Origin of the sequence: Rhodococcus sp. 06-1460-1B (assembly GCF_002258475.1) — a bacterium.
GTDB lineage: Bacteria > Actinomycetota > Actinomycetes > Mycobacteriales > Mycobacteriaceae > Rhodococcoides > Rhodococcoides fascians.
In genome coordinates, this window is record NZ_NOYS01000021.1 from 1 (window position 1) to 14,547 (window position 14,547).

Sequence of the window (14,547 nt, forward strand, 5' to 3'; positions counted from 1 at the left end):
CGAGGCGGCGAAGAACGGTGAGGACGTCGATGCGTTGCGGCTGACGTTGCAGCAGCAGTACGAGGACACGTTGGTCAATCCGTACGTCGCTGCCGAGCGCGGGTATCTCGATGCGGTCATCCCGCCCAGTCACACCCGCGGGCAGATCGTGACCGCGTTGCGACTGCTCGAACGCAAACAAGTGACCCTGCCCCCGAAGAAACACGGAAACATCCCACTATGAGCGACACGAATCATGACGACGTGAACGACGGTCAAGCCGTTGCCGATTCAGGCATGTCCGCGGCAATTCGGGTCGTCAGGGGCAATCCGGACGACGAGGATGTGGCGGCTCTGGTGGCGGTGTTGACTGCGGCGCAGAACGATTCGGCATCGAGCACGGATTCCCGGCCTCGGGAATTGTGGGGTGCACCGTCGTCGATGCATCGCGGCTTCGCGGCGCAGTCGGCGTATTCGTACGCCGCGTCGGGCCGATACTCGCGGTGACGGTGCCGCCCGTGACGACCCGGGCCGATTCGGTACGACTCGTTCTGGCGTCGGCGTCACCTGCTCGCCTCGGAGTTCTTCGTAGTGCCGGCGTGGAGCCGATCGTCCGGGTGTCGGGAGTCGACGAGGACGCGGTGACGGCCGAACTGGGGCCGTCCGCGTCCGCCGCCACCGTGGTCACCGAACTCGCGCGGGCCAAGGCCGCCGCAGTCGCCGAGACGTTCTCGGATTCTTCGGCGGATCTGGTGATCGTCGGGTGTGATTCGATGCTGTCGATTGCCGGTGAGCTGCACGGTAAACCGCACACCGTCGAGGTGGCCCGTGAGCGTTGGCGGACCATGGCCGGGTCGACCGGGGCGCTGCTGACCGGTCATGCCGTTCTGCGAGTGACCGCCGGAGTCGTGGTGGCACAGGCTGCAGCGCACAGCTCGACGACGATTCGTTTCGCAACCCCGTCTGCAGTCGATCTCGACGCGTATCTGGCGTCCGGCGAACCGCTGCAGGTAGCGGGAGCATTCACGCTCGACGGTCTCGGCGGCTGGTTCGTCGACAGCATCGAGGGTGATCCCTCGTCGGTGATCGGCATCGGCTTGCCGCTGGTTCGTACTCTTCTCGAGCGGGTGGGTACGTCGCTTGCCGCCCTCTGGGACGGCTCGCCGGACGACCCGATCGGGATCTGACCGGCGAGACCTACCTCAGGGCAACAGATCGATCAGCTCGCGAGCCCAGTCCTCGGCCATTGCCTTGGGCCTGATGTTCGACGAGCTGTCGTGCCGAGCGTGGGTGCCGACCTGCTTCGCACCGAGCTCGGTGAGCTTTTCGGCGATGATCTCGCCGCCGCGGTTGAAGGTGTCCTCGTATACCTTGTCTCCCAGACCGAAGACTGCGAACTGCAGTCCTGCGAGGTCGGGGGCATCCTCGACGAGTGCCTCGTAGAACGGCTCCGCGCCGGTGGGGAGCTCTCCGTCGCCGTAGGTGGAGCAGATGACGACGTGGAAGTCGTCCGTGTCGATGTCGGAGACCTCGTACTCGAGCATGTCTCGCACCTCGGCATCGTGATCACCGAGCACGTCCGCGATCTTGTCGGCGACCTCCTCGGCCGTACCGGTCTCGGACCCGAACAACACGACCACTGCCATGGATCGCTCCCCTTTCTCACATGCGCTCGAACACTCGAACAGTCGCAAAAGCATAGCCGTACCGGGGATCCCGCCGAAAATCCGCGTACGCCCGATGTTGTGATTTGTCTCGAGGTCACCAGAATTCGGCAGTCAGGCCCCAGTTCGTGTACTCGGCCTCGACCAGCCCACGCAGGTGCTCCTTGCTGGGGAACGCGTCCGGGTCGAGACCGGTGACGCACAGCGTCGCGCGGTCACCCGAGTCGTTCCACCAGGCACTGACCCCGCCGGCGGTGCGACGGAGCAACGCGACATCGGTGTTCTGAGTGATCGACCGCATCGCCACTGCCGCGGCGTCGACGCCTCCGATGGTGCGCAGTCGCGCGCCGCGATCGCCGAGGTTCGAGCACAGACACAGAGGTGCCGAGCCCGATGCCGCCAGCTTGGCGACGACGACGTCGGGCAACACCTGCATCAGTGGTTTGAGCAGCTCGAACACCGATGTCACCGTACTGTCGGCCTGGTCGGTGAACGCCTGCTTGCTCGATGCGCGGATGGCCGTCAGATCGTCGCGGTAGCCCTGTCCCCCATCGACGTGAATGGACACCCCGGACGTCGCGTTGGCGCGACTGTCTCCGGGTGTTCGGGTGCTGACAGGAAGGGCCACCCGTACCCGGTCCTGCGGACCGACGCGTCCACTCGCGGTGAGAATGCCGAGCACGACCGCGACAAGCAGACTGTTCGAGCTCCCGCCCCTGCTCGCTGCGGCCGCGGCCCAGTCCCCCGATGCGCAGTCGACGACCACCGTGCTCGGTACCCACTTGCCTTCTCGTGCCGCGGTGACGGTCCGGGCACGGCTCGGCGTCGGGCCGGGTGCCGTGGAGCCCGCTGCTACCTCTTCGGACGAGGTTCGCGAACGTACCGCGTCCACTGCCGTACGTCCGAGCGCTCGCGCCACCCCGGACAATGCCGCACCGATCTGTCCGACGCCGTCCGCGATGTCGGCACGTACCGACGACCGCGGGGGAACGTGGTCGAGCCCGCCGCGAACGAAGTCGTCCGGAGTCGCCCGACCGGCGAGAGCTGCTGCCGCCGCAGAGGTCAGGGCACCGCCGTCACCGACCACGTGCGATCCGACGAGAGAGACCACTGTGCCGCCGCCGTCGACCGAGGTCGCCGACAAACGCCACGCAGGTCCGTCGATGGGGTCCAGCGTCACCGCTGCCTCGTTCTCGATCCACAGATCGATGCCGTCCCGGGCGATCGCGTGTCCGATGACGACCGGGGCGGCGGGCGTGCGGGCCGTGATCCAGCCATCGCGGGCACCGGGCACCGCCGAGCGTCGTACGGAGCGATCCAACGGGCCGGTAGCAAGCAACTGCCACATGGATTCGAGTGCGTCGAGCGGGACGGCCGAGTCGAACCGCCACACGATCTGATTGACCACCGGCACTCCGAGTACGCACTCCATGCGCAGGAACAGGTCGTCGTCGTACGTCAATCTCTCCACCACGAGAGACTATCCCTGCCCGCCCACGTAGGTGGAACGACCGCAAATGTGTTTCCCGCCATATGTTTTCGTATCGGCTCGGTTCGGACGGTGCTGATAGGTTGGGGCTCTTCCCCACGCCGACACGTCTGCGAGTGCGCCTGTGAAGTTCGTGATGCCGTTCAACGGAAGCCGAGGCGACGTGACCCCCGGTATCGCTCTCGGGCTCGAACTCGCAGAGCGCGGGCACGACGTGCTGTTCGGTGCCCCACCCAATCTCACCGATGTCGTGTCGGCGGCCACGGCATCCTCCGAACGCATCGAGGTTCAGCCGTTCGGGCCCGACACGCAGCAGCTGTTGGAGTCCGATCTGGTCAGAGTGCGTATCAAGTCTCGAAACCCGCGGACCCGCTTTGCTGCGCTGTCCGAGCTGGCTCATCACGGCTGGGACGACATGACGTCCGAGCTGAACCGAATGGCGGCAGGGTGCGACGGAATCGTCACCGGCTCGCTCGGTCAGGAGATGGCTCTGAACGTGGCCGAAGCGCACGGCACAGCGTTTGTGTCCCTGCACTACTGCCCCCTCAGGCGCAACGATGCAGTGTCGATCACACCGGGCGTGAACCTACCTGCCGTCGTCAATCGGTCGATGTGGGCGGCCCTCGAGGCACTGCGCTGGAAGTCGATGAAGAAGCGCGACAACGCGCAGAGGGCATCACTGGGTTTGCCTCCCACCACGGAGTCGACGCCCGTGAGGTCGGCGCGCTACGGCGGTATCGAAATTCAGGCCTACGAATCGGCGCTGTTCCCCGGGCTTGCCCGACAGTGGGGCCCGCTACGCCCGTTCGTCGGCTTCATCGGCCTGGTCGACGGAGTCACCGAGACGGATCCCGCGTTGCGCCGATGGCTCGACGCAGCAACTGCGCCAGTGTATTTCGGCTTCGGCAGCATGCCGGTGCCCGAACCGGCTGCACTGATGCGCATGATCGACAACGTCACCGATCGATTGGGCGTGCGCGCCCTGGTCTGCGCGGGCTGGAGCGATCTGCTGGAGTCCGATTCAGCCGTCCATCGATCGAACCCGAACGTCTTCGTCGTGAAATCGGTCGATCACGCGACGGTCTTTCCGCGCTGTCTGGCCGCGGTTCATCATGGCGGCGCAGGGACGACTGCAGCCTCGGCACGAGCCGGGCTGCCGACCCTGGTGTGCTGGTTCAGCGCCGACCAACCGTTCTGGGGATCCGCGCTGCGGCGCGTAGGAGCCGGGTCGAGCACGAAGTTCTCGACGTTGACCGAATCCGTTCTACAGCAGGGCATTTCCGACCTCATGACCGAAGACGCCCGGCTGGCCGCGCGAGCGCTTGCCGATACGATGACGCCTGCTCGAACGGCGACGGCCGCTGCCGCCGACATCACCGAAGCAGCAGCGCGCGACCGCTGACCCACTCACCAGAAGCGTGCCGAGAGTCCCCATCTCCGAAGCGCCTCGGTCAGGTGTTCACGCAGTACATGCTCGTCCGGGCATCGGTCGGGGTCCATGGCGTGGACGGTCACGGTCACACTGGTGCCGGTCTCGCTCGACCATGCGGTCAGACCGCCGTCGAGCGAACGAGCGAAGTCGGCGTCGGCTCCGGCGAACGTCGCTCGACCGGACACCGCCCGGGCAGCGATCCCCGCCACCGTCGTGAAGTCGTCGGGAAGAGAACCGAGGTTCGACGCCAGCCCTTCGGCACCGTCGCGGGGCTGCGGCACTCGTGCGACCACCGCGTCGGGCAGCATTTGAACCAGTGCCTGGGACAGGCCGCCCGGAGCGGCACCGGCGGCCTGAGCAGCGGCGAAAGCCGTGAACGCCGATTTACTGGCGGCGCGGATCGGGCGGAGGTCCAGATCGGTCGGGTCGGCGATCGGCACGTCGATCTTGACGATCTTGGTGGCGTTGGACCGGGTGTCGGATGCGTCGCCGCGATCACTGACGGGCAAGGACCACTGCACCGTGTCTCCCACCGAAGCACGGCCGGCAAGTCCGGACGCAGCAGTCAGGACCGCCACGAACAGCGAATTGGATGTTCCTCCCCAGCGTTCCGCGGTCGATCGCCATGCATCGGCGTCCACCTCGGCAACCACGTGCGGGGATGTCCAGTCCGCCGCAGCCGCTCGCTCGGGAGCTGCCCGGTGTGGTTTCGGCCTCGACTGGGTGGCACCGGCAGGCTCGGAGCGTCCGGACAGAGGCAGAGCCTGCACCGCCGCGTTCACCAGCCATCCACCCGCGGACCGAATTTGCTCGACGGCGTCACCGAAGTCGGAAGCGAGGGCCTCGAGGCCGCCCGGGGCGGAGGAGACACGGGACGCGACGGAGTCGGAGTTCGCCGCACGGAATGCAGCGATCAAGGCCCCACCGTCGGCGACCATGTGCGAGGCGACCAACGACAGCACCATGCCGCCGTCGCTCAGTCTCGTCGCCGCGAGTTGCCAACCCAATCCGGTCTCGGGATCGATATCGGGATCGATCCGGCCGTCCGCCCATTGCCGCACCATCGACGGGTCTATGAATTCTGGATGAAAATGCAGTGAATGAGAGGCGGCCGACGGCACCCACCGATCTCGGGCCGTCGGAATTGCCGATGCCACCACCCTGCGCGCAAGCAGACCGTCGGACAGGTTGTCACGCAGTCTTTCCAGGTCTTCTCGCTGCACGACGTCGTCGAACCACCACAGGAACTGGTTGTAGACGGGAAATCCGATGCCATGGTGCATTCGCAAGAAAAGGTGATCGGCAAATCCAATTCGAGTCACGCGCCGAACCTACTACATCAAAGAAACGGGAAGGTGGTGCTGTTTCTCGTCGGTCGATTCATTCAATGTTTGCAATAAGTGCCATTCCACCGAGCAGACGCGCGAATGTGACTCCGGTCTCGGGGTGCCGGTCCGGCCCGAGGTCTGGGTTCCGAGCCCGTCACCCGGATCGGCTCTCTCGAATCATCGGGCCCTGACGTGCGGTTACGCTGGAATCACAATGCCGACGTGTGCGAGAATCAGTTTTCCGACCGATGTTCCACCCGTCGGTCAACCCCCTCGACAGTGACAAGAATTACTTTTACGCGTCGCGAAATAGTTTCGCTTTCGCCTTATTGTGAGTGCCGTACTCACGTCGACCGGACGGCGACTTCACGGTCCGTCGAATAGTTGTTCTTTCAATGTCGAAAGCATTGCGAGTGCACCCGATAAAAGCGAGCCGGACCGACGACTTCCGCCGTTACATCCACCACTCGACCGTAATCGAATGCCGATAGACACCACTACTGCCGAATACCGCTGGCCGAGCCCGGAACGGAAGAGGACACCATGGAATACACCGAACTCGCCGACTATCCACTTCCCGCCGGACGCTTGACCGAGTGGGTTCCCCGCGTCGACGACGATCAGTGGGCTCTCGATCCCCGCGGGCTGTCGTTCACGCACGAGGACCATTGCGAGCGCAGCGCGCCGGGCTCCTGGATCGGCACGGTATTCGAGATCCATCGTCGCTACGACGTCGAGGCCGTACGCCGCACCATCGCCGCGTACATGGGTCGGCACGAGGCGTTCCGAACCAAGGTTCGTCGTGACGAGCAGTCCGGTTCGTGGCAGCGCTTCACCGCACCGGTCGACGCCGTGCAGGTGACAGATCGCCCACACGCGGAGTCGCGATCGGAAACTCAGGTGTTCGGCCATCTGCAGTCGTGGTTCGGCGACACCGTGTCTCCGACGGCATGGCCGCATTTCGTTCTCGCCACCATCGAACCCGACGACGCGTCCCGCAGTCTCGCCGGTGGACCCGAGGAATCGTTCCTGCTCGCCTTCGCGGCCGATCATTCGGTCATGGACGCATACAGCCAGATCTATGCGATCAACGAGATCGACCGGCTGTACGCGCATGCCCTCGACGGCATCGACCCGGAATTGCCCGAGGTGGGTAGTTACGTCGACTTCAGTCAGTCCGAACGGGCACTCGGCGACACCCTGACGGCGGATCACGGTGCCGTGCGAACGTGGCAGGACTTCCTCGCAGTCGAGGACGGCCGCTTCCCGGCTTTCCCGCTTCCGTTGGCGGGCGACCGGCCCCGCGCCGACACCGGCCCTGCGCCCCAGAGCAGCATCTCGTCGTGGCTTCTGACCTCCGAACAGTCGGACGGCTTCAATGCGGCGTGCCGTGCTGCCGGATACAACATGCAGGCCGGAATTCTTGCGGCGCTCGCATTGACGAATGCTCGCCTGTCCGGCAGTCGGTCTCTGCGCACGGTGATGCCGATGCACACCCGCGACGAGCAGAAGTGGGCCGCGTCGGTGGGGTGGTACGTCGGCATTCTTCCGATGGAGATCCAGCTCGACAACGCCTGCACCTTCGTCGAGGCACTCGAGGCCGCGGCCACCGCGGGCGCTGCGAACAAGGGCCTGGCCCGTATGCCGTACTCGAAGATCGCCAAGATCCTCGACTCCACCGAAATTCCCCGGTTCGTGGTCTCGTACATCGACCTGCGGTTCCTGCCCGACGCCGCCCAGTGGCAGGGGCGCAAGGGGCGGGCGCTCAGGAGCAACTGCCACGCCGACGACGAGGTCTACTTCTGGGTCAATCGCACACTCGAAGGGCTCAACATCTCGGCCCGCTTCCCCAGTTCGGATGTCGCGTCGACCAACGTCCATCGGTTCATCACCGAGTTCGTCGCGGTTCTGACGGCGGTCATCGACTCCGACGGCGGTAGCGATACGGTGCTCGCGGCGGCCCCGCCGTCGGTCGTCGTCGCCGCAGAATGAGCGTGGACGCAGAATGAGCGTGGACGCAGAATAGGCGTGCACGCACGAGAAGTGGATGCGGAGTGGACGGAGACGGCGGCGTAGGCAGCCGGTACGTTCCGTCCACTGCGCCCCGACCGGAAGAGTGAAGCGAACATGATCATCACCGCAATGGGCCGCTGGAACCCCGCGCCCGGCCGACTGCTCGAGTGGCATCCCACCGCGGCGGCACAGGCGAGCGCCGCTGCGGCACCGATCGATTCGACTCCACCGTCGTTTCTTCAGGAAGACCACCTGAAGGCAGCATGGGCAGCGCGCGCACGTGGTGACGTGCACACGGCGTACACCGGGGTGGCCACCGAGATCGACGGCGACATCGACACCGAGGCGATGAGCCGTGCGCTGACTGCGTACGTGCTGCGGCACGAGGGTCTGCGGTGCTGGTTCGAGGTGGACCGCACCGACGTGGTTCGACACCTCGGCGGCCCGGAAGTTGCTCGTTTCGATACCGTCGACGCAGGTGAGACATCCGACGACGAGCAGTTCCAACACTATGTGCGGCAGCGCTTCTCGACCGAGGCCACCGCCGACATCTGGCCGGGGTTCGTCGTCGGAGTGGTATCGAGGCCGGGCAGCTTCACGTTGTACTACGGTGCCGATCACGCGTTCACCGATGGTGGTTCACAGGCTCTGGTCATCAGCGAACTGGCCGATCTGTACGCGATCGAGATCGGGGCGGATGTTCCGCAACCGGCTTCGGCGGGAAGTCACCTCGAGTACGCCGCCGACGAGCGCGCCCGCGCCGCGACGTTCGGTGCAGACTCCCCCGAGATCGCCGCGTGGCGTGACATCTTCACCAGGCACGAGGGCCGTATGCCTCGGTTCCCCCTCGATCTGGGGCTTGCACCCGGCGAACGCGCCCCGGTCCGAATCGTCGAACGCCACCTGTTGGACCGAGAACTCACGGCAGCGTTCGATGCCGCGTGCAAGGCCGCCGGCGCACGGATGAGCAGTGGAGTCTTCGCTGCCGTCGGCATCACCGACTTCGAGCTCGCGGGGAACGCGGAGTACTTCGGAATCACGGTGCTGAGCACTCGCCACCACGGTGACTACGGACAATCCCAGGGTTGGTTCGTCAACTTCGCGCCGGTCGCGTTCGACATCGCCGGTCGCGAGCGCTTCTCCGACGTCGCCGGCCCGGCGCACGAGGGTTTCGAGCGGGCCAAGCAGATCGCCGAAGCACCGGTCCATGCGGTACTCGGCGCTCTCGCCGCAGACGGCACGCTCGGAAGCGAACTCGCCGTGAGCCCGAACATGCTCTCGTACATCGACTTTCGCTGGTTCCCCGGCGTCGGGCGAGATGCGGACACTCGTGCCAAGCATTTCACCGGCGAGGGCGCGACCTCCAACGCGTCGATGTGGATCAACCGCGACGGTGAGCATCTGTATCTGGTGGCGCAGACCCCCGACACGGCCGTCGCTGCCGAATCGGTCGAGCGGTACCACGCACACCTGGCATCGGTACTGGAAAAGATAGCGCGCACAGGCGATTACGTCCTGACGCCCGGTTCGGTTCAGGAGCGGGTCGGTGCGGGTCACCTCGATCACTGAGTACCATCCCGCGGCCGGTGTCGTCGTCGAATTCACTGCCGACGTCACCGGGGATGCACAACGGTCCCCGATTCCACCGTCGTTCAATCAACGGTTTCATCTGGGCGATCTGGGCGAGGCTCGGCGAGTATGGATCGCGGGCACGTTCGATGTTCCCGGCCGCATCGATGCCGACGCTCTCGCGTGGGCGTTCGCTCGACTGATCGACCGACACGACACTCTGCGCAGCTCGTTCGTCCAGGCGACCGACGGCCTGGACAGGATGCTCCATCGCCCCGGTTCGGTCGAGATCGCGGCGTCGAACCGGACCGAATTCGGTTGCCCGACCGAGCTACGTGAGCATCTCCGCCGAATACTCGAGTTACGTTGCGACGCACGACGGTTCCCGTCGTACACGTGCGTCGCGATCGACCGGCCCGACGTCTCGACGGTGGTCTGCGCATTCGACCACTCGAACGTCGACGCGCTGTCGATCGCAGTGACCGTGGACGAGGTTCGCGCCTGGTACGACGCGTACCGGCGCTGCCCGTCGAGTCCGAACATCGAGCTGAGTCCGGTGGGAGGATTCGTCGACTACTGCCGAATCGAAGCAACCGAGCCGGCAGTGGATCGCCATGACGAGCGCATGGTGCGGTGGTCGGAATTCCTTGTACGGTGCGGTGGTACGACGCCGAGTTTTCCGTTCGACCTGGGACTGGCGGACGGTGAGACTGCCACGCAGGCAACCCTTGTCGCGCCGATCCTCGATGCCGACCGCACTGCCGAGTTCGAGCGCCTGTGCACTCGGTCGGGCGGCGGGATGTTCGCCGGGGTCGTGGCTGCGATCGGTCAGGCCTGCGCCGCCATCGGCGGACCGCGGCAGATACCGTTCCTGTTCCCTCTGCACACCCGTCACGAGGATCGGTTCCGGCGGGCACTGGGCTGGTTCACCACCAACGCCCCGATGACCGTGGACGTCGGCGACGTGCTCGTCGACACGATCGCCGCGGCCCAACGGGAGTTTCGTGCTGCGCTACCGCTGAGCACAGTGCCCATCCCCCAGGTGTTGGCATCCCTCGGAGACACGTTCACCCTCTCGCGAAACGACGTGTTCATGGTGTCGTACATCGACTACACCAGAATCGAGGGCCACCGCGGACTCGAAGAATCCAACGCACACCACGTCAGCAACGCGACGGTGTCCGACGACGCGCAGTTCTGGGTGTCGCGGACAACCTCGGGTCTGGCTCTGCGGGCACGTTTTCCCGACACCGTCCTCGCGCACTCGGTCATGACTGCGTTCAGCGGCGCGCTGGTCGCGCTGCTGGCCGAGGCGACCGACCAGGCCGCCACAACGGCCCTGACACGCTGAGACAGTACCGACGCAGCGCTCGTGCCGGCGGCTCCCGCCACTCGGTGGCGGTACGGCATAGGATTGTCGACGGAGACCGTTCACCCCCGAGCGGGCCGCCAGCCGAATATCTTCTGTAGGAGCCGATACGTGCCTGTACCAACCGATTCCAACGCAATGTTCGCCGACTACGCGCATCCGGATCGTCTCGTATCCACCGAATGGCTGTCCGCTCATCTCGGTACGCCCGGGCTCCGCGTCGTCGAATCCGACGAGGACGTGTTGCTCTACGACGTCGGCCACATTCCCGGCGCGGTCAAGATCGACTGGCACCTCGACCTGAACGACCCGGTCACGCGCGACTACATCGACGGCGAACAGTTCTCGAAACTGATGAGCCGCAAGGGTATTTCGCGTGACGACACAATCGTCGTGTACGGCGACAAGAGCAATTGGTGGGCCGCCTACGCACTGTGGGTGTTCACCCTGTTCGGACACCAGGACGTGCGGCTGCTCGACGGCGGACGTGATGCCTGGCTGTCCGAGAACCGCGACACCACACTCGATGTCCCCGAGTTTCCGGCGACCGACTACCCCGTCGTCGAGCGGAACGATGCACCGATCCGCGCATTCGCCTCGGACGTGCTCGGAGCTCTCGGCTCCGTGCCTCTGATCGACGTACGCTCTCCCGCGGAGTACACCGGCGAACGCACCCACATGCCCGACTACCCGGAGGAGGGTGCGCTGCGCGGCGGCCACATCCCCACCGCCGTCAGCATCCCGTGGGCCAAGGCAGCAGCACCGGACGGGCGATTCCGCTCACGCGCAGAACTGGACGAGATCTACTCCGAGACTTCGGCAACCGACGAGGTCATCGCGTACTGCCGCATCGGCGAGCGGTCGAGCCATACCTGGTTCGTGCTGACGCATCTGCTCGGGTACGAGTCCGTCCGCAACTACGACGGCTCGTGGACCGAGTGGGGCAATGCTGTGCGCGTTCCGATCGCCCGGGGCGAGGAGCCCGGATCGGCACCGGCCGCTCGATGAGTTCCCTTCCAGAATCGTTGGCCGAGATCGTCGAGGATTTCGCCGCAGTCGAGGGCCAGGACAAACTGCAGCTCCTGCTCGAATTCAGCCGGGAACTACCCCCGTTGCCGGATCACCTGGCCCAGGATGCGATGGAGCCGGTCCCCGAATGTCAGTCGCCGTTGTTCCTGTCGGTCGATGCATCCGATCCCGCCCGGATCGAGCTGTACTTCAGCGCGCCGCCGGAGGCTCCGACGACTCGCGGGTTCGCCTCGATCCTGGCGCAGGGGCTCGACGGTCTCAGCGCACAGGAAATCCTCGACGTTCCGGACGATTTCTATTCGGCTCTCGGATTGAGCGATGCGGTGAGCCCCCTGCGCCTCCGAGGGATGTCGGCGATGCTTGCACGTATCAAGAGGCACCTGCGCTGACCTCGTGGTCGGCAGCGCCCGGCCTTCGTCTTGATCGATACACGCCGCCGTCGGTAGACTTCGGTAGTGGGCACCGTCGCCCACTGTCCGAACAATCCCCCGAATGCGTCTGACGAAGGCTGGTTGCTGCCGATATGGAGTTCACCGAGTTGGCGGACTACGCGGTTCCCGCGGGCACGCTCACCGAATGGATTCCCAGTGTCGGCCCACACGCCCACACTCCCGAAGCCGCCGGGTGGCAGCCCGACCCTCGCCCGACGTCCTACGTCCACGAGGCGCACCTGCGTACCAGCCTCAGCAGCCCTCGCCGCGGACGCGAGTCGTGGCTCGGCGCGGCGTTCGAGATTGCCGGTCCCCTGGACAAGCAGGCTTTCCGGCGGGCGGTGCTGAACTGGATCGACAGACACGAAGCCATGCGGTCGAGCGCATCGATCGACGAGGCCACCGGTGAGATGACCCGGGTGACCGCTGCGCAGCGAGCCGTCGACATCTGGCAGGTCGAGCAGGAACGGTGTGCGCAATCGAGTGAAGTCTTCGAGCATCTTCAGTATCTCTTCGACGAGTTCACCTCGCCCCTGATCTGGCCCGCCTACGCGTTCGTCACTCTCGAACCACTGGACGAGACGCGGCCGATCACCGTCTTCTTCGCAGCAGATCACTCGATCATCGACGGCTTGTCCACTGTCCTGGTCGCCCACGAGATCGCGGCCCTGTACGGCGAGGAGCTGGGCGGGGCACCGGCCGCCCTGTTCGAGGCCGGCAGCTATCTCGACTTCGGGTCCTCCGAACGCGAGCGAAACGCCGAGTTGGAACATTCGCACGAGGCCGTCGCGATCTGGCGCGATCTGCTGATCGACGGGGAAGGCCAGCTGCCCGACTTCCCGCTCGACATCGGTGATCCCAGCCCGGACGACGTACCTCAGGGTGGGCTCTCTGCTTGGGTGCTCGACCCCGAGCAAGCCGATTCGTTCTCGGTCGCGTGCCGGAAGACCGGCAACAGTCTGTTCGCCGGATTACTGGGGGTCCTGGCCATCACCGGCGCCGAGCTGGGCGGGGGCACCAAATTTCGGACTGTCACCCCGGTACACACCCGGGACGAGCCGCAGTGGGCGTCGGCACTGGGGTGGTTCGTCGGACTGTGTCCCATCTCGTTCGACATCGCCGGCGCGGAGTCGTTCGGCTCGGTCGTGGCCGCAGCATCGGCCGAGGTGAAGAAGACCAAGCCGATTGCGCGGGTTCCGCTCGATCGGGTGTTCACCACCCTCGGCTACTCGGCCAGGCCACGTTTCGTCGTCTCGTTCATGGATGTGCGGTTCGCGCCGGCAGCAGAGCACTGGCCCGATTGGAACGCGCGTGCGCTGCGCAGCAAGCAGTACCAACACGACGTGTACATCTGGATCAACCGCACACCTCAGGGAATCAACATCGCGGCTCGCTATCCCAACACCGAGCTCGCAACTGCCCGGGTACACGAATACATAGGCACCTTTCGCACCCTGCTGACCGAGGTGGCCGACACCGGTACCGCCTCCTTCTCTGCCGCAACGTCCCAGCATCCCGATCCCGGGCACTCCGATACCGGGCGGATCGCTACCAGCCAGTAGTCCCATCCTGTCGCCCTGGACGCGCCGCAGCGGCCTGGACCGATTGCAGCGACGACCGAGTCGGTGCTTAGACTCCGACGTGACGTTCGTGACGATGGATGCGAAAAACACATCTGTAGGAGGCTCAGTGCCCAGCCATGCCAGTGCTCAGATCACCAAGGTTCTTGTTGCCAATCGTGGTGAGATCGCGGTTCGGGTGATCCGGGCGGCCGCTGATGCCGGGCTGGCCAGTGTCGCTGTGTACGCCGAACCCGACGCCGATGCACCGTTCGTCCGCCTGGCCGACGAAGCATTCGCACTCGGCGGACAAACCTCCGCGGAGTCGTACCTGGTGATCGACAAAATCTTGGACGCCGCCGCCAAATCCGGAGCCGACGCCATCCACCCCGGCTACGGATTCCTCTCCGAGAACGCCGACTTCGCCCAAGCCGTCATCGATGCAGGCCTGATCTGGATCGGACCGTCCCCGCAGTCCATCCGCGATCTCGGCGACAAGGTCACCGCCCGCCACATCGCCGCCCGCGCCAAAGCACCCTCCGTCCCCGGCACCTCCGAACCGGTCAAAGACGCCGACGAAATCCTGGCGTTCGTCGACGAACACGGCCTCCCCATCGCCATCAAAGCCGCCTTCGGTGGCGGCGGACGCGGCATGAAAGTCGCCCGCACCCGCGAGGAAATCCCC

The 14,547-nt window shown here is 65.5% G+C and carries 14 protein-coding genes; 11 read left to right on the top strand and 3 right to left on the bottom strand.

Annotated features, from left to right (window positions below):
- The 3 genes from CH268_RS11330 to CH268_RS11340 form a co-directional block, all read left to right on the top strand.
- The coding region (locus tag CH268_RS11330) for a carboxyl transferase domain-containing protein (protein ID WP_303396370.1) at nucleotides 1–223 on the top strand (223 nt) is incomplete at its 5' end.
- Nucleotides 220–486: an acyl-CoA carboxylase epsilon subunit gene (locus CH268_RS11335; RefSeq protein ID WP_094664100.1), complete on the top strand. Its 267-nt coding sequence runs from the start codon at nucleotides 220–222 to the stop codon at nucleotides 484–486. The genes CH268_RS11330 and CH268_RS11335, both read left to right, overlap by 4 nt.
- Before the next feature lie 11 nt (nucleotides 487–497).
- Nucleotides 498–1,166 (top strand): Maf family protein, encoded by a 669-nt coding sequence (locus CH268_RS11340; protein WP_094664122.1) that lies wholly within the window; start codon nucleotides 498–500, stop codon nucleotides 1,164–1,166.
- Nucleotides 1,167–1,181: 15 nt separating this feature from the next.
- Here CH268_RS11340 and CH268_RS11345 read toward each other — a convergent pair whose 3' ends face one another.
- A complete protein-coding gene (locus CH268_RS11345; RefSeq protein ID WP_094664104.1) occupies nucleotides 1,182–1,625 on the bottom strand; it encodes a flavodoxin domain-containing protein in 444 nt (147 codons plus the stop codon).
- Between the two features lie 115 nt (nucleotides 1,626–1,740).
- A complete protein-coding gene (locus CH268_RS11350; protein WP_094664124.1) occupies nucleotides 1,741–3,114 on the bottom strand; it encodes a hypothetical protein in 1,374 nt (457 codons plus the stop codon).
- 142 nt (nucleotides 3,115–3,256) lie between these two features.
- Here CH268_RS11350 and CH268_RS11355 point away from each other — a divergent pair, with 142 nt between their 5' ends.
- A complete protein-coding gene (locus CH268_RS11355) occupies nucleotides 3,257–4,534 on the top strand; it encodes a glycosyltransferase (protein WP_094664106.1) in 1,278 nt (425 codons plus the stop codon).
- A gap of 5 nt (nucleotides 4,535–4,539) precedes the next feature.
- Here CH268_RS11355 and CH268_RS11360 read toward each other — a convergent pair whose 3' ends face one another.
- Nucleotides 4,540–5,886: a hypothetical protein gene (locus CH268_RS11360; protein WP_141215131.1), complete on the bottom strand. Its 1,347-nt coding sequence runs from the start codon at nucleotides 5,884–5,886 to the stop codon at nucleotides 4,540–4,542.
- A 549-nt stretch (nucleotides 5,887–6,435) separates the two neighbouring features.
- On the opposite strand from CH268_RS11360, the gene CH268_RS11365 reads away from it, so the two are divergent.
- The 7 genes from CH268_RS11365 to CH268_RS11395 form a co-directional block, all read left to right on the top strand.
- A complete protein-coding gene (locus CH268_RS11365; RefSeq protein ID WP_094664113.1) occupies nucleotides 6,436–7,884 on the top strand; it encodes a condensation domain-containing protein in 1,449 nt (482 codons plus the stop codon).
- 135 nt (nucleotides 7,885–8,019) lie between these two features.
- Entirely contained in the window at nucleotides 8,020–9,474 is a 1,455-nt protein-coding gene (locus tag CH268_RS11370) for a condensation domain-containing protein (RefSeq protein ID WP_094664116.1), read from the top strand.
- A complete protein-coding gene (locus tag CH268_RS11375; protein WP_094664118.1) occupies nucleotides 9,452–10,825 on the top strand; it encodes a condensation domain-containing protein in 1,374 nt (457 codons plus the stop codon). The genes CH268_RS11370 and CH268_RS11375 overlap by 23 nt, the downstream gene beginning before the upstream one ends.
- Nucleotides 10,826–10,981: 156 nt before the next feature.
- On the top strand, nucleotides 10,982–11,851 hold the full coding sequence (locus CH268_RS11380; RefSeq protein ID WP_205913258.1) for a sulfurtransferase: 870 nt from the start codon (nucleotides 10,982–10,984) through the stop codon (nucleotides 11,849–11,851).
- Nucleotides 11,848–12,261 carry a SufE family protein gene (locus CH268_RS11385; protein ID WP_027496472.1) on the top strand — a complete coding sequence of 138 codons (414 nt, stop codon included), beginning with the start codon at nucleotides 11,848–11,850 and terminating at the stop codon, nucleotides 12,259–12,261. The genes CH268_RS11380 and CH268_RS11385 overlap by 4 nt, the downstream gene beginning before the upstream one ends.
- A gap of 134 nt (nucleotides 12,262–12,395) precedes the next feature.
- Nucleotides 12,396–13,865 (top strand): condensation domain-containing protein, encoded by a 1,470-nt coding sequence (locus CH268_RS11390; protein ID WP_094664120.1) that lies wholly within the window; start codon nucleotides 12,396–12,398, stop codon nucleotides 13,863–13,865.
- A gap of 127 nt (nucleotides 13,866–13,992) precedes the next feature.
- The coding region (locus CH268_RS11395) for a biotin carboxylase N-terminal domain-containing protein (protein WP_303396373.1) at nucleotides 13,993–14,547 on the top strand (555 nt) is incomplete at its 3' end.

What these genes read in the sequence shown, in the direction of transcription:
- CH268_RS11385 (WP_027496472.1), top strand. Translation starts at nt 11,848, where the DNA reads ATGAGTTCCCTTCCAGAATCGTTGGCCGAGATCGTCGAGGATTTCGCC.
- CH268_RS11335 (WP_094664100.1), top strand. Translation starts at nt 220, where the DNA reads ATGAGCGACACGAATCATGACGACGTGAACGACGGTCAAGCCGTTGCC.
- CH268_RS11390 (WP_094664120.1), top strand. Translation starts at nt 12,396, where the DNA reads ATGGAGTTCACCGAGTTGGCGGACTACGCGGTTCCCGCGGGCACGCTC.
- CH268_RS11380 (WP_205913258.1), top strand. Translation starts at nt 10,982, where the DNA reads ATGTTCGCCGACTACGCGCATCCGGATCGTCTCGTATCCACCGAATGG.
- CH268_RS11345 (WP_094664104.1), bottom strand. Translation starts at nt 1,625, where the DNA reads ATGGCAGTGGTCGTGTTGTTCGGGTCCGAGACCGGTACGGCCGAGGAG.
- CH268_RS11370 (WP_094664116.1), top strand. Translation starts at nt 8,020, where the DNA reads ATGATCATCACCGCAATGGGCCGCTGGAACCCCGCGCCCGGCCGACTG.
- CH268_RS11365 (WP_094664113.1), top strand. Translation starts at nt 6,436, where the DNA reads ATGGAATACACCGAACTCGCCGACTATCCACTTCCCGCCGGACGCTTG.